At 70.8% G+C, this 20,933-nt stretch carries 17 protein-coding genes; 10 read left to right on the top strand and 7 right to left on the bottom strand.

Annotation, left to right across the window (positions count from 1 at the left end):
* Position 1: 1 nt before the first annotated feature.
* From glpK to OG599_RS05760, 3 genes are all read right to left on the bottom strand, one after another.
* Entirely contained in the window at positions 2-1,531 is a 1,530-nt protein-coding gene (glpK, locus tag OG599_RS05770; RefSeq protein ID WP_327174856.1) for a glycerol kinase GlpK, read from the bottom strand.
* Positions 1,532-1,653: 122 nt separating this feature from the next.
* Complete coding sequence (locus OG599_RS05765; protein WP_327174855.1) at positions 1,654-2,445, bottom strand: MIP/aquaporin family protein; 792 nt, start codon at positions 2,443-2,445, stop codon at positions 1,654-1,656.
* 445 nt (positions 2,446-2,890) lie between these two features.
* Positions 2,891-3,655, bottom strand: a complete 765-nt coding sequence (locus OG599_RS05760; protein WP_327174854.1) for an IclR family transcriptional regulator — start codon at positions 3,653-3,655, stop codon at positions 2,891-2,893.
* Between the two features lie 247 nt (positions 3,656-3,902).
* On the opposite strand from OG599_RS05760, the gene metH reads away from it, so the two are divergent.
* Complete coding sequence (metH, locus tag OG599_RS05755; RefSeq protein ID WP_327174853.1) at positions 3,903-7,415, top strand: methionine synthase; 3,513 nt, start codon at positions 3,903-3,905, stop codon at positions 7,413-7,415.
* Positions 7,416-7,590: 175 nt separating this feature from the next.
* Positions 7,591-8,292 (top strand): HAD family hydrolase, encoded by a 702-nt coding sequence (locus tag OG599_RS05750; protein WP_327174852.1) that lies wholly within the window; start codon positions 7,591-7,593, stop codon positions 8,290-8,292.
* A gap of 138 nt (positions 8,293-8,430) precedes the next feature.
* On the opposite strand, the gene OG599_RS05745 is transcribed toward OG599_RS05750, so the two are convergent.
* Complete coding sequence (locus tag OG599_RS05745; RefSeq protein ID WP_327174851.1) at positions 8,431-9,105, bottom strand: response regulator transcription factor; 675 nt, start codon at positions 9,103-9,105, stop codon at positions 8,431-8,433.
* A 10-nt stretch (positions 9,106-9,115) separates the two neighbouring features.
* On the bottom strand, positions 9,116-10,027 hold the full coding sequence (locus OG599_RS05740; RefSeq protein ID WP_327174850.1) for a RecB family exonuclease: 912 nt from the start codon (positions 10,025-10,027) through the stop codon (positions 9,116-9,118).
* A gap of 104 nt (positions 10,028-10,131) precedes the next feature.
* Between OG599_RS05740 and OG599_RS05735 the strand changes: the two genes are divergently transcribed.
* From OG599_RS05735 to OG599_RS05725, 3 genes are all read left to right on the top strand, one after another.
* Positions 10,132-11,376, top strand: coding sequence for a site-2 protease family protein (locus tag OG599_RS05735; protein ID WP_327174849.1), 1,245 nt, complete (start codon positions 10,132-10,134; stop codon positions 11,374-11,376).
* Positions 11,377-11,446: 70 nt separating this feature from the next.
* Positions 11,447-12,373, top strand: a complete 927-nt coding sequence (locus OG599_RS05730) for a tRNA (adenine-N1)-methyltransferase (RefSeq protein WP_327174848.1) — start codon at positions 11,447-11,449, stop codon at positions 12,371-12,373.
* A gap of 393 nt (positions 12,374-12,766) precedes the next feature.
* Positions 12,767-13,354, top strand: coding sequence for a hypothetical protein (locus tag OG599_RS05725; protein WP_327174847.1), 588 nt, complete (start codon positions 12,767-12,769; stop codon positions 13,352-13,354).
* A gap of 29 nt (positions 13,355-13,383) precedes the next feature.
* On the opposite strand, the gene OG599_RS05720 is transcribed toward OG599_RS05725, so the two are convergent.
* Complete coding sequence (locus OG599_RS05720) at positions 13,384-13,695, bottom strand: ferredoxin (protein ID WP_327174846.1); 312 nt, start codon at positions 13,693-13,695, stop codon at positions 13,384-13,386.
* 241 nt (positions 13,696-13,936) lie between these two features.
* Here OG599_RS05720 and arc point away from each other — a divergent pair, with 241 nt between their 5' ends.
* The 5 genes from arc to prcA all read left to right on the top strand — a co-directional run bounded on the left by arc (position 13,937) and on the right by prcA (position 19,815).
* Positions 13,937-15,703: a proteasome ATPase gene (arc, locus tag OG599_RS05715; RefSeq protein WP_327174845.1), complete on the top strand. Its 1,767-nt coding sequence runs from the start codon at positions 13,937-13,939 to the stop codon at positions 15,701-15,703.
* Positions 15,704-15,950: 247 nt separating this feature from the next.
* Entirely contained in the window at positions 15,951-17,462 is a 1,512-nt protein-coding gene (gene dop, locus OG599_RS05710) for a depupylase/deamidase Dop (protein WP_327174844.1), read from the top strand.
* A 128-nt stretch (positions 17,463-17,590) separates the two neighbouring features.
* The gene (locus OG599_RS05705) at positions 17,591-17,809 is read left to right on the top strand and encodes a ubiquitin-like protein Pup (protein WP_327174843.1); all 219 of its coding nucleotides are present in this window, start codon (positions 17,591-17,593) and stop codon (positions 17,807-17,809) included.
* Between the two features lie 313 nt (positions 17,810-18,122).
* Positions 18,123-18,971 (top strand): proteasome subunit beta, encoded by an 849-nt coding sequence (gene prcB, locus OG599_RS05700; protein ID WP_327174842.1) that lies wholly within the window; start codon positions 18,123-18,125, stop codon positions 18,969-18,971.
* Positions 18,972-19,035: 64 nt separating this feature from the next.
* A complete protein-coding gene (prcA, locus tag OG599_RS05695) occupies positions 19,036-19,815 on the top strand; it encodes a proteasome subunit alpha (RefSeq protein ID WP_327174841.1) in 780 nt (259 codons plus the stop codon).
* A gap of 70 nt (positions 19,816-19,885) precedes the next feature.
* Here prcA and OG599_RS05690 read toward each other — a convergent pair whose 3' ends face one another.
* The gene (locus OG599_RS05690; protein ID WP_327174840.1) at positions 19,886-20,917 is read right to left on the bottom strand and encodes a LacI family DNA-binding transcriptional regulator; all 1,032 of its coding nucleotides are present in this window, start codon (positions 20,915-20,917) and stop codon (positions 19,886-19,888) included.
* Positions 20,918-20,933: the final 16 nt, after the last annotated feature.

Here is a 20,933-nt window from a genome sequence, read left to right as displayed (position 1 = left end):
CTTACTCCTCGGTGTCGTCGAGCCAGCCCATGGAGCGCTGCACCGCTTTGAGCCAGCTCTTGTACTCGCGGTCACGGGTGGCCGCTTCCATACGGGGTGTCCACTCTGCGGCGCGGCGCCAGTTGGCGCGCAGCGCGTCGGTGTCCGGCCAGAAGCCGACGGCGAGACCGGCGGCGTAGGCGGCGCCGAGACAGGTGGTCTCGGCGACCATCGGGCGCACCACGGGCGCGTCCAGACAGTCCGAGAGCATCTGCATCAGCAGGTTGTTGGAGGTCATGCCGCCGTCGACCTTGAGCGCGGTCAGCTCGACGCCGGAGTCCTTCGTCATGGCGTCGCTGATCTCGCGGGTCTGCCAGGCCGTCGCCTCCAGCACGGCCCGGGCGATGTGCGCCTTGGTGACGTACCGGGTGAGCCCGGCGATGACGCCCCGGGCGTCGGGGCGCCAGTACGGGGCGAACAGGCCGGAGAACGCGGGTACGAAGTACGCGCCGCCGTTGTCGTCCACCGAGGAGGCCAGGGTCTCGATCTCGGCGGCCGAGTTGATGAGCCCCATCTGGTCGCGCATCCACTGCACCAGCGAACCGGTGACGGCGATCGACCCCTCCAGCGCGTACACGGCCGGCTGGTCGCCGATCCGGTAGCCGACGGTGGTCAGCAGCCCGTTGTACGAGTTGACCGGGGTGGAGCCGGTGTTGATGAGCATGAAGGTGCCGGTGCCGTACGTGGACTTGGCCTCGCCCTCCGAGAAGCAGGTCTGGCCGAAGAGCGCCGCCTGCTGGTCGCCGAGCGCGGAGGCCACCGGCACCCCGGCGAGCACCCCGTCGGAGGCGAGCCCGTACACCTCGGCGGAGGAGCGGATCTCCGGCAGCACGGCGGCCGGGATGTCCATGGACCGCAGGATGCGCTCGTCCCACGTCAGGTTGTGCAGGTTCATCAGCAGGGTGCGCGAGGCGTTGGTGACGTCGGTGACGTGGACACCGCCGTCGGTGCCACCGGTGAGGTTCCAGATGACCCAGGAGTCCATCGTGCCGAAGAGGATGTCCCCGCGTTCGGCCCGCTCGCGCAGCCCCTCGACGTTGTCGAGCAGCCAGCGGATCTTGGGGCCGGCGAAGTAGGAGGCGAGCGGCAGACCGGTCTCGCGGCGGAAGCGGTCCTGGCCGACGTTGCGGCCGAGTTCCTTGCAGAGCGCGTCGGTACGGGTGTCCTGCCAGACGAGGGCGTTGTGGACGGGCTCTCCGGTGTGCCGGTCCCACATCAGCGTGGTCTCGCGCTGGTTGGTGATGCCGATGGCCTTCACGTCGTCGGCCGTGACACCCGCCTTGACGACGGCCCCGGCCACCACCTCCTGCACGTTCTCCCAGATCTCGGTGGCGTCGTGCTCGACCCAGCCGGGCTTCGGGAAGATCTGCTCGTGCTCCTTCTGCTCGACCGAGACGATCCGGCCGTCCTTGTCGAAGACGATGCAGCGGGTGGAGGTGGTGCCCTGGTCGATGGCCGCGATGAACGGGCCGGCGGTGTGTGCGTCGTTCACGGTGTGCTCCCCGGGGTCTGTGGTGGTGTGGGTGGAGGCGTCTGCCCGGCGCCTGGGGTCTTTCGTCCGGATCACGCTGGGCTCGTGTGCCCCGTCCGAACGGATGACCCTGCTCTCGCCCATCAGGCGAAGGCGACGTTGTAGAGGAGGCCGGCCAGGGCGCCGCCGACGAGCGGTCCCACGACGGGTACCCACGCGTAGCCCCAGTCCGAGCCGCCCTTGTTCGGCAGCGGCAGCAGTGCGTGCACGATACGCGGGCCGAGGTCGCGGACCGGGTTGATCGCGTAGCCGGTCGGGCCGCCGAGGGAGAACCCGATGCCCACCACGACCAGGGCGGTGATGAGCCCGCCCAGCGTGCCGAGTCCGTTGCCGTCGTCGTTGAGGCCCTGGGTCAGGATGGCCAGCACCAGCACGAGGGTGGCGATGATCTCGGTGACCAGGTTCTGCACGGCGTTGCGGATCTCGGGGCTGGTGCAGAAGACCCCGAGCACCGGTCCCGCGTGGGGGTCGGTGGTCTGGTCGACCATCCCCTCGGCGGGGTTCTCGGTGCCGGTGATCTCCGGGTCGGTCAGGTGGGCCCGGAACTGTCCGTAGTACACGGCCCACACCAGTACCGCTCCGATGGCGGCACCGAGCAGTTGCGATCCGATGTACAGGGGCACCTGGCTCCACGGCGTACCGCCCTGGATCGCGAGGCCGATGGTGACGGCCGGGTTGAGATGGGCCCCGGACACACCGCCCGCGAGGTAGGCGCCGGTGAGCACCGCGAAGCCCCAGCCGAAGGCGATGGCGACCCAGCCCGCGTCCTTCGCCTTGGAGCGCTTGAGCGTGACGGCGGCACAGACTCCACCGCCCAGCAGGATGAGTACGGCGGTACCGATGGTCTCGCCGATGAAGATGTCGGAGCTGGACACCGTGACTCCTTTGTCCTTCGTCCAGGGGAATGCGCACCACCGGGTCCCTCCGGGGGTACACGCCCCAGATGACGCCCCCCGCGAAGGGGATGCGCCGCCTGCAAGGGCTTGACCGGCCCTCGGCATTGCCACACCTTAACGCCTATGGTCGTGAAGCGTTCGGCAATGCCGACCGGTGAACGGCAGTGTTTCGCTCGGCCGAGGCGGGAGTCAAGGGGGTGTGGCATACGACTCGGACCGGGTGGTGCGCTCCGGCGGAGAGCGCAGGCCCCTCCACGGGGGGAGCGACGACCATGCCGCGGGGGAGCGGCGGCCTCCCCTCGGGGGAGCGACCGGCCACAGAGGGGGGCATGCGAGAGCCCGCCCGGTCGGGGGAGGCGGGCGGGCTCGGAGGCGACGGATGCGGGCGTACGGGGCCGGGCGTACGAGGTCGGGTCCCGGGGTGTCAGAAGCGCCCGGCCCCCAGGTCGCGGGAGACCGCACGGGCGCAGTCGCGCACCGCCGCGATCAGCTCGGGGCGCAGCTCGCCCCCCGGGCGCAGCCGCTCCACCGCGCCGGTCACCGCGACCGCCCCGACCGGCATCCGGCGGCCGTCGTGGACGGGGGCCGCCACGGCCGCCACCCCCTCCCAGGTCTCCTCCGCGTCGTCCGCCCAGCCGCGCGCCCGGGTCAGCGCGAGCGACTCCTCGAACGCGTCCTGCGCGGTGACCGTACGGGCGGTGAAGGAGCGCCGCTCACCGTCGAGCGCCTCGCTGTGCGCCACCGGGTCGAACGCGGCGAGCACCTTGCCGAGGGCCGTGGAGTGCAGCGGCTGCATCGCGCCGACCTCCAGCACCTGGCGGCTGTCGTCCGGCCGGAAGACGTGGTGCACGATCAGGACCCCGTGCTGGTGCAGCACGCCGAGGTGGACGCTCTCGCCGCTCGACCGGGCCAGGTCGTCGGTCCAGACGAGGGCCCGGGCGCGCAGTTCGTGGACGTCCAGATAGCTGTTGCCCAGGCGCAGCAGCTCCGCGCCCAGCTGGTAGCGGCCGGACGCCGGGTCCTGCTCGACGAAGCCCTCCAGCTGGAGGGTGCGCAGGATGCCGTGGGCCGTGCCCTTGGCGAGGCCCAGGGACGAGGCGATGTCGGAGAGGCCGAGCCGGCGCTCGCCGCCCGCCAGCAGGCGCAGCATCGCCGCCGCCCGCTCCAGCGACTGGATGTTCTTGGCCATCGCGCCGTACTCCTCCACTCGTCCGCTCGGTTCGACAATGCTGAACACTATCGGCCCATGTCGACCTCCGTGCGGGGCAAGGGGCAGTGTTCCGTCGCTTCCCCGCCACACCATTTCCGCCACAGCATGCAGTCCGGTCGGTGGGACACCCGCACAGGGGTCACCGGTAGCGGGCTACGCTGGCCGGGTGCGCCTTCTGCCGGAAGTGCGCAAAGCCGACAGCCGTCGCATCCCTGGGAGATCATCCATGGCCTCGTTGCCGACCCCTTCCGCCGCCAGCCCGAGCAGGGTTGACGCACTCCGCGAAGCACTCGCCACCCGTGTGGTCGTGGCCGACGGCGCCATGGGCACCATGCTCCAGGCCCAGGACCCCACGCTCGAAGACTTCCAGGACCTCGAAGGCTGCAACGAGATCCTCAACATCACCCGCCCCGACATCGTGCGCTCCGTGCACGAGGAGTACTTCGCGGTCGGCGTGGACTGTGTCGAAACCAATACCTTCGGCGCGAACTCCTCCGCCCTGGGCGAGTACGACATTCCCGAGCGCATCCACGAACTCTCCGAGGCCGGCGCGCGCATCGCCCGCGAGGTCGCCGACGCGTTCACCGCCTCCACCGGGCAGCAGCGCTGGGTGCTCGGATCCATGGGGCCCGGCACCAAGCTGCCGACCCTGGGCCACGCCCCGTACACCCAGCTCCGCGAGGGCTTCCAGCAGAACGCCGAAGGGCTGATCTCCGGTGGCGCCGACGCGCTCATCGTCGAGACCACCCAGGACCTCCTCCAGACCAAGGCCGCCATCCTGGGCGCGCGCCGGGCGCTGGAGGCGCTGGGCAGCGACCTGCCGCTGCTGGTCTCGCTGGCCTTCGAGACGACCGGCACCATGCTGCTCGGCTCCGAGATCGGCGCCGCGCTGACCGCGCTCGAACCGCTCGGCGTCGACATGATCGGCCTGAACTGCTCCACCGGCCCGGCGGAGATGAGCGAGCACCTGCGCTACCTCACCCGCCACTCCCGCATCCCGCTGCTCTGCATGCCCAACGCGGGCCTCCCCGTCCTCACCAAGGACGGCGCGCACTTCCCGCTCGGCCCCGAGGGCCTCGCCGACGCGCAGGAGACCTTCGTCCAGGAGTACGGCCTCTCGCTGGTCGGCGGCTGCTGCGGTACGACCCCGGAGCACCTGCGCCAGGTCGTCGAACGCGTCCGCGGCACCGTCCCCACCGTCCGCGACCCGCGCCCCGAGCCCGGCGCCGCCTCGCTCTACCAGACCGTCCCGTTCCGCCAGGACACCTCGTACCTCGCCATCGGTGAGCGTACGAACGCCAACGGCTCCAAGAAGTTCCGCGAGGCCATGCTGGAGGCCCGCTGGGACGACTGCGTGGAGATGGCCCGCGACCAGATCCGCGAGGGCGCGCACATGCTCGACCTCTGCGTCGACTACGTGGGCCGCGACGGGGTCGCCGACATGGCGGAGCTGGCCGGGCGTTTCGCCACCGCGTCCACCCTGCCGATCGTGCTGGACTCCACCGAGGTGCCCGTCCTCCAGGCCGGTCTGGAGAAGCTCGGCGGCCGTGCCGTACTGAACTCGGTCAACTACGAGGACGGCGACGGACCCGAGTCGCGCTTCGCCAAGGTCACCAAGCTCGCGTCCGAGCACGGCGCCGCGCTGATCGCCCTCACCATCGACGAAGAGGGCCAGGCCCGCACCGTCGAGCACAAGGTCGCCATCGCCGAACGGCTCATCGAGGACCTCACCGGAAACTGGGGCATCCACGAGTCGGACATCCTCATCGACACCCTGACCTTCACCATCTGCACCGGTCAGGAGGAGTCCCGCAAGGACGGCATCGCCACCATCGGTGCCATCCGCGAGCTGAAGAAGCGGCACCCCGACGTCCAGACCACGCTGGGCCTCTCCAACATCTCCTTCGGCCTCAACCCGGCCGCCCGGGTCGTGCTGAACTCCGTCTTCCTCGACGAGTGCGTCAAGGCCGGACTCGACTCCGCCATCGTGCGCGCCTCGAAGATCCTGCCGATCGCCCGCCTGGAGGAGGAGCAGGTCAAGGTCGCCCTCGACCTGATCTACGACCGCCGCGCCGAAGGCTACGACCCGCTGCAGCGGCTCATGGAGCTGTTCGAGGGCGTCAACATGAAGTCGATGAAGGCCGGCAAGGCCGAGGAACTCCTCGCCCTGCCGCTCGACGAGCGCCTGCAGCGCCGCATCATCGACGGCGAGAAGAACGGCCTGGAGGCCGACCTCGACGAGGCCCTGAAGACCCGCCCGGCCCTCGACATCGTCAACGACACCCTGCTCGAAGGCATGAAGGTGGTCGGCGAGCTGTTCGGCTCCGGCCAGATGCAGCTGCCGTTCGTGCTCCAGTCCGCCGAGGTCATGAAGACCGCGGTCGCCTACCTCGAACCGCACATGGAGAAGACCGACGCGGAGGGCAAGGGCACCATCGTGCTGGCCACCGTCCGCGGCGACGTCCACGACATCGGCAAGAACCTCGTCGACATCATCCTCTCCAACAACGGCTTCAACGTCGTCAACATCGGCATCAAGCAGCCGGTCTCCGCGATCCTGGAAGCCGCCGAGGAGCACAACGCCGACGTCATCGGCATGTCCGGCCTCCTGGTGAAGTCCACCGTGATCATGAAGGAGAACCTGGAGGAGCTGAACCAGCGCAAGCTGGCCGCCCGTTTCCCGGTGATCCTCGGCGGCGCGGCCCTCACCCGCGCCTACGTCGAGCAGGACCTGCACGAGATCTACGAGGGCGAGGTCCGTTACGCCCGCGACGCGTTCGAGGGCCTGCGCCTGATGGACGCCCTCATCGGCGTCAAGCGCGGCGTCCCCGGCGCCGTACTCCCCGAGCTCAAGCAGCGCCGGGTGCCCAAGCGCGACACCGCCGTCCTGGAGGTCACCGAGCCGGAGACCGGCGTCCGCTCCGACGTCGCCACCGACAACCCGGTGCCCACCCCGCCGTTCTGGGGCACCCGCGTCGTCAAGGGCATCCAGCTCAAGGAGTACGCCTCCTGGCTCGACGAGGGCGCGCTCTTCAAGGGCCAGTGGGGCCTCAAGCAGGCCCGCGCCGGCGACGGACCGACGTACGAGGAGCTCGTGGAGACCGAGGGCCGCCCGCACCTGCGCGGCTGGCTCGACAAGCTCCAGAGCGAGAACCTGCTGGAAGCCGCCGTGGTGTACGGCTACTTCCCCTGCGTCTCCAAGGGCGACGACCTCATCCTGCTGAACGACGACGGCTCCGAGCGCACCCGCTTCACCTTCCCCCGCCAGCGCCGGGGCCGCCGCCTCTGCCTCGCCGACTTCTTCCGCCCGGAGGAGTCCGGCGAGAAGGACGTCGTCGGCCTCCAGGTCGTCACCGTGGGCTCCAGGATCGGCACCGAGACCGCCAAGCTCTTCGAGGCCAACGCCTACCGCGACTACCTGGAGCTGCACGGCCTCTCCGTCCAGCTCGCCGAGGCCCTCGCCGAGTACTGGCACGCCCGGGTCCGCTCCGAGCTCGGCTACTCCGGCGAGGACCCGGCCCACGTCGAGGACATGTTCGCGCTGAAGTACCGCGGCGCGCGCTTCTCCCTCGGCTACGGCGCCTGCCCCGACCTGGAGGACCGCGCGAAGATCGCCGACCTGCTCCAGCCGGAGCGCATCGGCGTCCACCTCTCCGAGGAGTTCCAGCTCCACCCGGAGCAGTCCACGGACGCGATCGTCATCCACCACCCCGAGGCGAAGTACTTCAACGCGCGCTGACGCGCCGCGCACGGCCGCCGGGTGCCACCTTCCCGACGCGCTCGCGTCGGGAAAACACCCGAAAGCGTTCACGCGCGAACGTCGGACGAGTCGTAGACTGGTCGGTCCAGTGAGGCCGGTCGCCCTTCCCCGGAAGGGTGGCCGGCCTTCTCGTCCCTCACGGAAGGTGTGCCGCATGACCAGTACGGTCCCCGCGTCCCTGACCCGCACGGCCGACGGCGCCACCCTGCAGGCCGTCCTTCTCGACATGGACGGCACCCTGGTCGACACCGAGGGCTTCTGGTGGGACACCGAGGTCGAGGTGTTCGCCGACCTCGGCCACCGGCTCGACGAATCCTGGCGCGAAGTGGTCGTCGGCGGTCCGATGACCCGCAGCGCCGGCTACCTCATCGACGTGACCGGTGCGGACATCGCGGTGGAGGAGCTCACCGTCCTGCTGAACGACCGCTTCGAGAAGCGCATCGGACGGGGCGTCCCCCTCATGCCCGGCGCCGCCCGCCTGCTCGCCGAGCTCTCCGCCCACGCCGTGCCGACCGCACTCGTCTCCGCCTCGCACCGCCGGATCATCGACCGGGTCCTCGACTCGGTGGGCCACCACCACTTCGCGCTGACCATCGCCGGGGACGAGGTCGCCCGCACCAAGCCGCACCCCGACCCCTACCTCGCCGCCGCCGCCGGATTCGGCGCCGACCCCGCCCGCTGCGCCGTCATCGAGGACACCGCCACCGGCGTCGCCTCGGCGGAAGCCGCCGGATGCCGGGTCGTGGCCGTACCCTCCGTCGCGCCCATCGCACCGGCGGCCGGACGCGCGGTCGTCGGCTCGCTGGAAGAGGTCGACCTGGCCTTCCTCCAGAAGCTGGTCCTGGACCGGGGGTGACCACGGCCGGGTGACCCCGGCCGGTACCGCGCCCGGCCGACCACAGAGCCCCGGCCGTCCACCGACCCGTCCGGCCACAGAGCCCGTGCGTCCATCGAGCCCGGCTGTCCACCGAGCCTGCGGCCCGGCCGGAGAACGCTACTGCGCCCCCGGCCGCACCAGACCGCTCTCGTACGCGTACACCGCCGCCTGCACCCGGTCGCGCAGCTGGAGCTTGGTCAGTACATGGCCGACGTGCGTCTTCACCGTCGTCTCGCTGACGAAGAGGTCCGCGGCGATCTCCGCGTTCGACAGGCCGCGCGCCACCAGCTTCAGCACCTCGACCTCGCGGTCGGTCAGCCGGTGCAGGGCGTCCGGGACCGCCTCCTCACCGGACGGGAGGTGGTCGGCGTACTTGTCGAGCAGCCGCCGGGTGATGCTCGGTGCGAGCATCGCCTCGCCCGCGGCCACCACCCGGATCGCCTGGACCAGCTCGTTGGCCGGGGCGTCCTTGAGCAGAAAGCCGCTGGCGCCCGCGCGCAGCGCCTCCACGACGTACTCGTCCAGATCGAAGGTCGTCAGCACCAGCACCTTCGCCGGGCCGTTCCGGTCCGGGCCGGTGATCTGGCGGGTCGCCTCCACACCGTCCATCCGCGGCATCCGGATGTCCATCAGCACCACGTCCGGCTGGAGCGCCCGGACCTGGTCGATGGCCTGGAGTCCGTCACCGGCCTCGCCGACCACCGCCAGATCGCCCTCGGCCTCCAGAATCATCCGGAAGCCGGTGCGCAGCAGTGGCTGGTCGTCGACCAGCAGGACGCGGATTGCCGCCACGGAAAACTCCTCAGGGACTGTCTGGGGACGCGGGCCGACCGGCGTCGGCCCCCACCGGCCCCATTCTGCCCGCACCATCCTCACGGGACTCCGGCAGCACCACGGGGAGCGGATAGACCGGGGGAGTCCCGCCGAATTCAGGACAGACCGCCTGATGGTCGCACCAGCCGCAGAGCTTGGTCGGCCTCGGCCGCCACTCGCCGGTCTCCGTCGCCAGCCGGATCGCCTCCCAGAGCGCGTGCAGCTTCCGCTCCACCCGCTCCAGGTCCGCGACCACCGGGTCGTACGTCATGACGTCGCCGCTGCCGAGGTAGACCAGCTGGAGCCGGCGCGGCACCACGCCCTTGAGCCGCCAGACCACCAGCGCGTAGAACTTCATCTGGAAGAGCGCGCCCTCCGCGTACTCCGGACGCGGCGCCTTCCCCGTCTTGTAGTCGACGATCCGGACCTCGCCCGTCGGCGCGATGTCGACGCGGTCGATCACCCCGCGCAGCCGCAGCCCCGACTCCAGCTCCGTCTCCACGAACATCTCGCGCTCGACCGGCTCCAGCCGCGTCGGGTCCTCCAGCGAGAACCACCGCTCCACCAGCCGCTCCGCCTCGCCCAGCCATCCCGCGAGCCGCTCACCCCCGGTGTCCTCGGCGAAGAGCTCGGTCAGCTCCGGCTTGGACTCCAGCAGCCGGTCCCACTGCCCGGGCACCAGGGCCCGCGCCCTCGGCGCCGTACGCTCCGCGGCGGGTGCGTCGAAGAGCCGCTCCAGCACCGCGTGCACCAGGGTTCCCCGGGTGGCCGCCTCGCTCGGCTTCTCCGGCAGTTTGTCGATGACCCGGAAGCGGTAGAGCAAAGGGCACTGCATGAAGTCGTTCGCCCGCGACGGCGACAGGGAGGACGGCGGCGCGGGGGGCCGGGGTGCGGAGCTCATGCCCCAGACCCTACGACCCGCCACTGACAGCGGGCGGCATACCATCGACGGCAGAGCCTCGGGCACTGCATGATCGACTCAGACGCCCCGGACGGAAGGACCCAGTGGACGAGAGCGACCAGAGCGGCGACAACGGGCGCCCGCAGCCCGGCGCGGGGGGAACCGGCCCCGGACCGGGCAAGCAACGCCCCCGCCGCCCCGCCGGACCCGGCGGCGGCCTGCTGATGGGCCGCCCGTTCGGTGTGCCCGTGTACGTGGCCCCCAGCTGGTTCGTCGTCGCGGCGCTCATCACCTGGGTCTTCGGAGGACAGCTCGACCGCGTCCTGCCCGGGCTCGGCGCCGCCCGCTACCTCGTCGCCCTCTTCTTCGCCATCGCCTTCTACGCCTCCGTGCTCGTCCACGAACTCGCGCACACCGTCGCGGCCCTCCGGTACAAGCTGCCCGTGCGCCGCATCCAGCTCCAGTTCTTCGGCGGCGTCTCCGAGATCGAGAAGGAGACCGAGACCCCGGGGCGCGAGTTCGTCCTCGCCTTCGTGGGGCCGCTCCTCTCCCTCGTCCTGGCCGGAGTGTTCTATCTCTCCATGCAGTTCGTGGAGCCCGGCACCGTCCCCGGCGTCCTGCTCGCCGGACTGATGATCTCCAACCTCATCGTCGCCGTCTTCAACCTGCTGCCCGGGCTCCCGCTCGACGGCGGGCGCATGCTGCGCGCGGTCGTCTGGAAGATCACCGGCAAGCCCATGAGCGGCACCGTCGTCGCCGCCTGGGTCGGCCGGGGCCTCGCCGTCGCCGTACTCATCGGCCTGCCGCTGCTCACGCGCACCGGCGGCTCGGCCACCGAGATCGGCGGCGTGGAGACGGTCACCGACGCCCTGCTCGCCGCCATCCTGGCCGGGATCATCTGGACCGGCGCGGGCAACAGCCTGCGCATGGCACGGCTGCGCGAACACCTCCCCGAGCTCCGGGCCCGCACCCTCACCCGCCGCGCGGTGCCCGTCGAGTCCGCCACTCCGCTCTCCGAAGCGCTGCGCCGGGCCAACGAGGCGGGGGCCCGCGCCCTCGTCGTCGTCGACCCCGAAGGCACCCCGAAGGGCGTCGTCCGGGAGTCCGCCATCGGCGGGGTCCCCGAGCACCGCCGCCCCTGGGTCGCCGTCGGAGGCCTCGCCCAGGACCTCAACGAGGGCATGCGCGTCCCCGCCGAGCTCGCCGGCGAGGAACTGCTCGACCGGCTGCGCGCCACACCCGCGACCGAGTACCTCGTCGTGGAGGAGTCCGGCGCGGTCTACGGCGTCCTCTCCACGACCGACGTGGAACGCGCCTTCCTCGCCGCCATGACGCGCCCCGGGTCCTGAGGACGGCCCCGGGGAGCGCCCGCCGTCCACCGGCGGAAGGAAGCCCCGGAAACACCGGTACGCTGGTCACATGTCTGAACCGACCGGTGCCGCCCGCCGCCGTGGGCCCTTCAAGGTCGGGGACCAAGTACAGCTCACCGACCCCAAGGGACGCCACCACACCTTCACGCTCGAAGCCGGAAAGAACTTCCACACCCACAAGGGTTCTTTCCCGCACGACGAGCTGATCGGTGCTCCCGAGGGCAGTGTTGTCCGTACCACGGGAAACGTCGCCTATCTCGCGCTGCGCCCCCTGCTCCCCGACTACGTCCTCTCCATGCCCCGCGGCGCCGCCGTGGTCTACCCCAAGGACGCCGGCCAGATCCTGGCCTTCGCCGACATCTTCCCCGGCGCCCGCGTCGTGGAGGCAGGCGTCGGATCGGGCGCTCTCTCCACCTTCCTGCTGCGCGCCATCGGTGAGCAGGGCATGCTGCACTCGTACGAGCGCCGCGAGGACTTCGCCGAGATCGCCCAGCAGAACGTCGAGCGCTACTTCGGCAGCCCGCACCCGGCCTGGCAGCTCACCATCGGCGACCTCCAGGACAACCTGTCGGACACCGAGGTGGACCGGGTCGTCCTGGACATGCTCGCCCCGTGGGAGTGCCTGGAGGCCGTCTCCAAGGCGCTGGTGCCCGGCGGCATCGTCTGCGCGTACGTCGCCACCACCACCCAGCTGTCGCGGACGGTCGAGTCCCTCCGCGAGATCGGCTGCTTCGCCGAGCCGCAGCCCTGGGAATCCATGATCCGCAACTGGCACGTCGAGGGCCTCGCCGTCCGCCCGGACCACCGGATGATCGGCCACACCGGCTTCCTGGTGACCGCCCGCCGCCTGGCCGACGGGGTCGAGCCCCCGATGCGCCGCCGCCGTCCCTCCAAGGGCGCCTACGGCGAGGACTACGACGGCCCCGGCGGCCGGAGCGGTTCCGCCGACCGGAGCGCTTCCGCCGACCGCGACTGACGGCGGCCGCTCCACCTCCGGCCGACCGCGGGACCCACGAAGTCGCGCGGCACCGGCCGACCGCGTGACTCCCCGAGCCGCGCGGCACCGACGACCGCGACCGACCGTGGTGACCGACCACCACGACCGGCTCGCGGCGCAGTGACGGGCGCCGCCGCCCCGCCCACCCGGACCGACCCGGGCAGGCGGGGCGACGGCGCCCTTCGCACACCCTCAGCCGGAACCGGCCCTTCGCCTTCCCCGGTTCCGCGCCCTCCGGTTCCGGCGGTGGCCCCCGCACACCCCGCTGTTCCCTGCCCGTGTGAGGTGTGGCACGATGCTGGCCACCCCCTGCCGCCGATGCCCGGCAGGGACGTTCCACATGCTCCCCGGAAACATCAGGAGACAGACCGCGTGCAGCCCTCCGTGCTCCCGGATCTCGCGCACAACGACTCCAGGGCGATGCACTGGCTCGCCACCGCCGCGGCGGTGTTCGCGACCGTGGCCGTCGCCGGCCTGCTGCAGCCCGGCGACCCGACCGCGACAGCGTCCGCCGCGACCGCCGCTCCGGCCGGCACCGCCGCCCCCGAGGTCACCGCCGGGGCCCCCGACCCCACCGGTGTGGTCTTCCCGCTCACGTGCGGGAGCGTGGGCCAGGCCGTCGGACGGCAGGCCCGGGGCGACCTGGACGGCGACGGGAAGCCCGAGACCGTGGTGGCCGTCCACTGCGCCGCCGGCTCCGGCACCCCGCCGGACGGCGTCTACGTCCTGACACACGGAAGCGGGGCCGCACCCCGGGTCGTGGCGACCCTGGTGGACCCCGCTCTGCGGCTGACGGTCGGTGAACTCGCCGTCGAGAACGCCGTCGTCTCCGCGACCACGCTCGGCTACTCCTCGGACCAGGTGCCCAGCTGCTGCCCCGACCAGCGCGAGGAGACCACCTGGCGCTGGTCGGGCGGAGCCTTCGTCAGGTCCGTCGCGCGGCCCGACGCCGGCGTCTGACCGGCCCCGGGCCCCGCGCCGGACGCCGCCTACGCCGCGTCCGGCCCGTACACCTCGACGCTGTCCGAAACTCGACGTACGTGAATGCAGTCGCCGGGGCACTCCTTGGCCGAATCCACCACGTCCGTCAGCAGCGGCAGCGGAACCCGCGTGGTGGCGCCCGGCTCCTGGAGCAGCTCGTCGTCGGCGCTCTTCACGTAGGCCAGCCCGTCGATGTCCAGCTCGAACACTTCGGGGGCGTACTGGACGCAGATCCCGTCGCCCGTGCAGAGGTCCTGGTCGATCCAGACCTCCAGATCCTCGGTGTCGCTCGCGCCGGGCGAGTCCTGCTGCGCGGTCATATGTCCTGCCGATCCCTGCGTATCTCAACCAATTGAAGCCAGCCCTGACGGGTGTTGAACGGTTCGACGATACAACTGGCTGCTTTCGCGTGCCCAAGGGTGGGTATTCCCTTGGCACGAGGGGGAGAGCAAGGGTGAAGATCGGACACACCCCGCAGTCTTTGTGATCTAGGGGTTTCAATCACCACCCACGCAGGTAGGGTCAGGAAGCGTCCAGCTCCCCTTGGAGGAGGTGAGGACCGTGGCAGCCCACGACGACGACATCAACCGCGGCATCCGGCCCGGGCGGGGGTCAGAAGACCCGTCGGGCCAGGTCGCCTATCTTGAGCAGGAAATCGCCGTCCTGCGACGTAAGCTCGCCGACTCTCCGCGTCATTCGAGAATTCTCGAAGAGCGGGTCGTCGAGTTGCAGACCAGTCTGTCCGGTGTGACCGCACAGAACGAACGGCTCGCCCATACGCTCCGCGAGGCCCGCGACCAGATCGTGGCTCTCAAGGAGGAGGTCGACAGGCTCGCGCAGCCGCCTGCCGGCTTCGGCGTGTTCCTGCAGGCCAATGAAGACGGTACCTGCGACATCTTCACCGGGGGCCGCAAGCTCCGGGTGAACGTGAGCCCCAGCGTCGAGCTCGAAGGCCTCCGGCGAGGCCAGGAGGTCATGCTCAACGAAGCGCTCAACGTGGTCGAGGCCATGGAATTCGAGCGGGCCGGGGACATCGTCACCCTCAAGGAGATCCTTGAGGACGGCGAGCGCGCCCTGGTGATCGGGCACACCGACGAGGAACGGGTGGTGCGGCTCGCCGAGCCGCTGCTCGACATCACCATCCGCCCCGGCGACGCGCTCCTGCTGGAACCCAGGTCCGGTTACGTCTACGAAGTGGTGCCCAAGAGCGAGGTCGAGGAACTCGTCCTCGAAGAGGTCCCGGACATCGACTACGACAAGATCGGCGGTCTGGGCGACCAGATCGAGCTGATCCGCGACGCGGTCGAGCTCCCGTACCTCCACCCCGACCTCTTCAAGGAACACGAACTCCGTCCGCCGAAGGGCATCCTGCTCTACGGTCCGCCCGGCTGCGGCAAGACGCTCATCGCCAAGGCAGTCGCCAACTCGCTCGCCAAGAAGGTCGCCGAGGTGACCGGCCAGCCCGCGGGGAAGAGCTACTTCCTCAATATCAAGGGCCCCGAGCTCCTCAACAAGTACGTCGGTGAGACCGAGCGGCACATCCGCCTCGTCTTCCAGCGTGCCCGGGAGAAGGCGAGCGAGGGCACCCCCGTCATCGTCTTCTTCGACGAGATGGAATCCCTTTTCCGTACCCGCGGCAGCGGCGTCAGCTCGGACGTGGAGAACACCATCGTCCCGCAGCTGCTCGCCGAGATCGACGGTGTGGAAGGGCTGGAGAACGTCATCGTCATCGGCGCCTCCAACCGCGAGGACATGATCGACCCGGCCATCCTCCGGCCCGGCCGTCTCGATGTGAAGATCAAGATCGAGCGTCCGGACGCGGAGGCCGCGAAGGACATCTTCGCGAAGTACCTGACCGCGTCGCTCCCGCTGCACTCGGACGATCTGTCCGAGCACGCCGGCTCCAAGCCGGCCGCCACGCACGCGATGATCCAGTCCGTGGTGGAGCGGATGTACACGGAATCCGAGGAGAACCGGTTCCTCGAAGTCACCTACGCCAACGGTGACAAGGAAGTCCTCTATTTCAAGGACTTCAACTCCGGCGCGATGATCCAGAACATCGTCGACCGGGCCAAGAAGATGGCCATCAAGGCATTCCTCGAAGAAGGCCAGAAGGGCATTCGCGTCTCCCATCTCCTCCAGGCGTGCGTGGACGAGTTCAAGGAGAACGAGGACCTGCCCAACACCACCAACCCGGACGACTGGGCCCGGATCTCCGGAAAGAAGGGCGAGCGGATCGTCTTCATCCGCACGCTCGTCACCGGAAAGCAGGGCGCGGACACCGGCCGGTCCATCGACACGGTCGCGAACACCGGTCAGTACCTGTAACGAGCGGACCGGCTGCGGCTGCCCCACCGGGCAACCGCAGCCGGCTGTTTTCCCCGGAGTTCCAGCCGTATTCGCGCCGCATCCGAACAATGACGTAATGGATCTCCCCACCGGGGCAGAGGCGCTCTAGGCTCTGACGTACCGCCGACCGCGCAGTGCGGGGCCGGACGACCGCGCACGCAACCGGACAAGCAGCGGTACTTGAGCGCCGTTCCCGGAGGGGACGACGCCGGGCAAGGAGGGCCGCATGACCGTACGGCGAGTAATGGGCATCGAGACGGAGTACGGAATCTCCGTCCCCGGCCACCCCAACGCCAATGCCATGCTCACCTCGTCCCAGATCGTCAACGCCTACGCGGCGGCGATGCACCGGGCGCGCCGCGCCCGCTGGGACTTCGAGGAGGAGAATCCGCTGCGGGACGCGCGAGGCTTCGACCTCGCCCGCGAGACCGCCGACTCCAGCCAGCTCACCGACGAGGACATCGGTCTGGCCAACGTCATCCTGACCAACGGCGCCCGCCTCTACGTCGACCACGCGCACCCCGAGTACAGCTCCCCGGAGATCACCAACCCCCGGGACGCGGTCCTCTGGGACAAGGCCGGCGAGCGCATCATGGCCGAGGCCGCCGAACTGGCCGCCGCCATCCCCGGCGCCCAGCCGATCCACCTCTACAAGAACAACACCGACAACAAGGGCGCCTCCTACGGCACGCACGAGAACTACCTGATGAGACGGGACACCCCCTTCTCGGACATCGTGCGCCACCTGACCCCGTTCTTCGTCAGCCGCCAGGTCGTCACCGGGGCCGGCCGGGTCGGGATCGGGCAGGACGGCCGAGACCACGGCTTCCAGCTCAGCCAGCGCGCCGACTACTTCGAGGTGGAGGTGGGGCTGGAGACGACGCTGAAGCGCCCCATCATCAACACCCGGGACGAGCCGCACTCCGACGCGGAGAAGTACCGCAGGCTGCACGTCATCATCGGGGACGCCAATCTCTCCGAGATCTCGACCTATCTGAAGCTCGGTACCACCGCCCTGGTCCTCTCGATGATCGAGGACGGGTTCATCAACGTGGACCTCGCCGTCGACCAGCCCGTACGGACCCTCCACCAGGTCTCGCACGACCCGTCCCTGCAGCGCCTGATCACGCTCCGCAGCGGCCGCACACTCACCGCGGTGCAGCTCCAGATGGAGTACTTCGAGCTGGCCCGCAAGTACGTCGAGGAGCGGTACGGCTCCGACGCCGACGACCAGACCCGGGACGTCCTGGTGCGCTGGGAGGACACCCTCAACCGCCTGGAGAACGACCCGATGAGCCTGTCCGGGGAGCTGGACTGGGTGGCCAAGCGGGCCCTCATGGACGGCTACCGGCGCCGGGACGGCCTGGAGTGGGACGCACCGCGCCTGCACCTGGTGGACCTCCAGTACGCGGACGTACGGGCCGACAAGGGCCTCTACAACCGCCTCGTGGCCGGCGGGCGGATGAAACGCCTGCTGGCGGAGGACGAGGTCGCCAGGGCGCGTACGAAGCCCCCGGAGGACACCCGGGCCTATTTCCGGGGCCGCTGCCTGGACCAGTACGCGGACGACGTGGCCGCCGCCTCCTGGGATTCGGTCATCTTCGACCTGCCGGGCCATGACTCCCTGCAACGGGTGCCCACCATGGAGCCGCTGCGCGGGACGCGGGAGCACGTCAAGAACCTCCTGGACCGCTGCCGCACGGCGGAGGAGCTGGTCCGGGTGCTGTCCGGCGGCTGAACGGGCCACCGGAGGGGAATGATCGGGACAGGGCCCGGACGTTGGAAAAGTACCGGGCCGATGTCGGACCCCGTGGGTAGGGTCTGATCAAGAGCTTCGAATGCTTCGAACCGAGCGGGGTGAGCTAGATGGCGACCAAGGACACCGGCGGCGGACAGCAGAAGGCGACGCGCTCCACCGAGGAGACCGAGGAGCAGGCGCAGGATGCGCAGGCTTCGGAGGACCTCAAGGAGCGCCAGGAGAAGCTGAGCGACGACGTCGACTCGGTCCTGGACGAGATCGACGACGTCCTGGAGGAGAACGCCGAGGACTTCGTGCGGAGCTTCGTACAGAAGGGCGGGGAGTAGTCCGCGCGGACACCTGTTCCGCGCGCCGGTCACCGGCGGTGAACGGGCGCTCCGCGCCCTGAACCGCCGGACCGGCTCCCCGGACGCGCGCCGCCGCTGACCGGGAGGTCACCGGCGGCCGCAGGGCCGCCGCGGGGGAGGCGGCCGGGGTGCGAACAGCTCCGCCGGCCGCTTCCCCCGTACAGGTGGATCACCGCCACCGGGCGGGTAGGGTCCGTGACGTACGGTGCTTCAACCGCACACCGGCCATCGGCGCATCGGGCGTCCGTCCCGACCCCGGCGGGCCGTCGCATGCATACCTGGAGGGAAACGCGTGGAAGCCAACACTCGTCACACCGGGCGTCTACCAGCTGCGTTCCTGACGCCGGGTTCGTCCTCGTTCATGGACTTCCTGTCCGACCACGCACCCGCGATGCTCCCGGGCAACCGGAACCTCCCGCCGCTCAAGGGGGCCGTCGAGGCGCCGCACGGGACGACCATCGTCGCGGCCTCGTTCCCCGGCGGCGTGGTGCTCGCCGGTGACCGGCGGGCGACCATGGGCAACATGATCGCCCAGCGCGACATCGAGAAGGTGTTCCCCGCCGACGAGTACTCCGCCGTCGGCATCGCGGGCACCGCGGGTCTCGCGGTGGAGATGGTCAAGCTCTTCCAGCTGGAGCTGGAGCACTTCGAGAAGGTCGAGGGCGCACAGCTCTCCCTGGAGGGCAAGGCCAACCGCCTCTCCACGATGATCCGCGGCAACCTGGCGATGGCCATGCAGGGACTCGCGGTCGTCCCCCTCTTCGCCGGCTACGACGTCGACAAGGGCCGGGGCAGGATCTTCTCCTACGACGTCACCGGAGGCCGCTCCGAGGAGCACGCCGGATACGCCTCCACCGGCTCCGGATCGCTCTTCGCCCGGGGCTCCATGAAGAAGCTCTACCGCGAGGACCTGACGGAGTCCCAGGCGCTCACCCTGGTCGTGCAGGCCCTGTACGACGCCGCGGACGACGACTCCGCGACCGGCGGCCCCGACGTGGCGCGCCGCATCTACCCGATCGTCACCGTCATCACCGACGAGGGCTTCCGCCGGCTGTCGGACGGGGAGTCCTCCTCGATCGCCCGCGAGATCCTGGAGCGCCGCCTCGAACACCCCGACGGCCCGCGCGCGGCTCTGCTCTGATCCGGCCCGGGGTTCCGGGGATTTCGAGATGCACTCGTCACTGACAGAAAGGGACGGATAGCCGGTGTCGACGCCGTTCTATGTCTCACCCCAGCAGGCCATGGCCGACCGGGCGGAATACGCCCGCAAAGGCATCGCCCGCGGTCGCAGCCTGGTAGTGCTGCAGTACGCCGACGGCATTGTGTTCGTCGGCGAGAACCCGTCCCGCGCGCTGCACAAGTTCAGCGAGATCTACGACCGGATCGGCTTCGCCGCCGCCGGCAAGTACAACGAGTACGAGAACCTCCGCATCGGCGGGGTGCGCTACGCCGATCTGCGCGGATACACCTACGACCGCGACGACGTGACGGCCCGTGGGCTGGCCAACGTCTATGCCCAGACGCTCGGCACCATCTTCTCCAGCGCGGCCGAGAAGCCGTACGAGGTGGAGCTGGTCGTCGCCGAGGTCGGCGCCGAGCCCGAGGGCGACCAGATCTACCGGCTGCCGCACGACGGCTCGATCGTGGACGAACACGGTTCGGTCGCGGTCGGCGGGAACGCCGAGCAGATCAGCACCTTCCTCGACCAGCGGCACCGCGACGGCATGACGCTCGCCGAGGCGCTCAAGCTCGCCGTGCAGGCGCTCTCCCGCGACCCCAACGGCAGCGAGCGGGAGATCCCCGCGGAGCGGCTTGAGGTCGCGGTGCTGGACCGGACCCGGCCCCAGCAGCGCAAGTTCAAGCGGATCGTCGGACGGCAGCTCGCGCGGCTGCTGGAGGCCGACGGCGCCGCGGCGACCACGCCCACGGACGCACCGTCCGACACGGAGGAGTCCGAGGGGACGAGCGGCCCCGCCGAGGAGTAGTCCGCAGCGGATCGACGCGGTGACGGTGCCCGGGTCCCGTCCGACCGGACGGGACCCGGGCACCGTCATGTCAGCCGTGCGACGGCGGTGGGGCGGTGGAGCCGCGCACCACCAGCTCCACCGGCAGGCTGCCGGTACGGACGGGGCGGCCGTCCAGCACCGCGAGCAGGGCCGTCATGCCCTGCTCGCCCACCTGCTCGGCGGGGAGCGCCACCGTGGTCAGCTCGGGCTCCACGGCGGTGGCGAGCGCCAGGTCGTCGAAGCCCGACACCGACAGGTCGTCGGGCACCCGCAGGCCCAGCCGCCGCGCCGCCTTGCAGGCGCCCGCCGCCAGCACGTCCCCGTCGCAGACCAGCGCGGTCGGCCGCGGCCCCGGCGCGGTCAGCGCCGCCTCGGCCGCCCGCAGCCCGCCGGAGACCTCCAGCGGCGAGGCGACCGTACGCAGCGAGGTGCCGGGCACGGCGGCGAGCGCCTCGCGCAGGGCGCGGGCGCGCACCGCGAAGGTCCACGAGTCGACGGCGGCGGCCACGTGCGTGAAACGGCGGTGGCCGAGGGCGAGCAGGTGTTCCGCGACCTGGCGCATCCCGTCCGCGATGTCGAGGTTCACCTGGGCCGCCGCGCCCGCCCCGGACGGGTCGCTGTCCAGCATCACCAGCGGCAGCTCCGTACCGCCCAGCGCCCCGAGGGCCTCGGTCGCCATGGACGAGGCGATCACGCCGTCGAGCGCCGCGCGGGCGCTGGCGAAGGGGTCCTTGGCCGGTCCGGTGCCGTCGGGCGACGGGTAGAGCACCACGCCGAAGTCGTGGTCGGCGGCGACCGAGGCGGCACCCGTGTAGACCCGGGCGAAGAACTCGTGGGTGAGCGCGGGCACCACCAGCAGCGCGGTCCTGGTCCGGCCCAGGCGCAGGCTGCGGGCGGCGAGGTTCGGGCGGTAGCCGAGTTCGCGCGCGCCGGCCCGGACCCGCTCGGCGGTGGCTTCCGACACCCGGCCGGGCCACTTGCCGCCCAGCACCAGGGAGACCGTCGCCTGCGACACCCCCGCGACCCGTGCCACGTCCCGGCTGGTGGGGCGGGCCGGAGCCGGCTGGGACGGGCTGCTCACTGGGGCCTCCGTGCGG

Origin of the sequence: Streptomyces sp. NBC_01335 (assembly GCF_035953295.1) — a bacterium.
Lineage (GTDB): Bacteria > Actinomycetota > Actinomycetes > Streptomycetales > Streptomycetaceae > Streptomyces.
The sequence above is the reverse complement of the archived record's forward strand: the minus strand, read 5'-3'. Positions and strand labels throughout refer to the sequence as shown.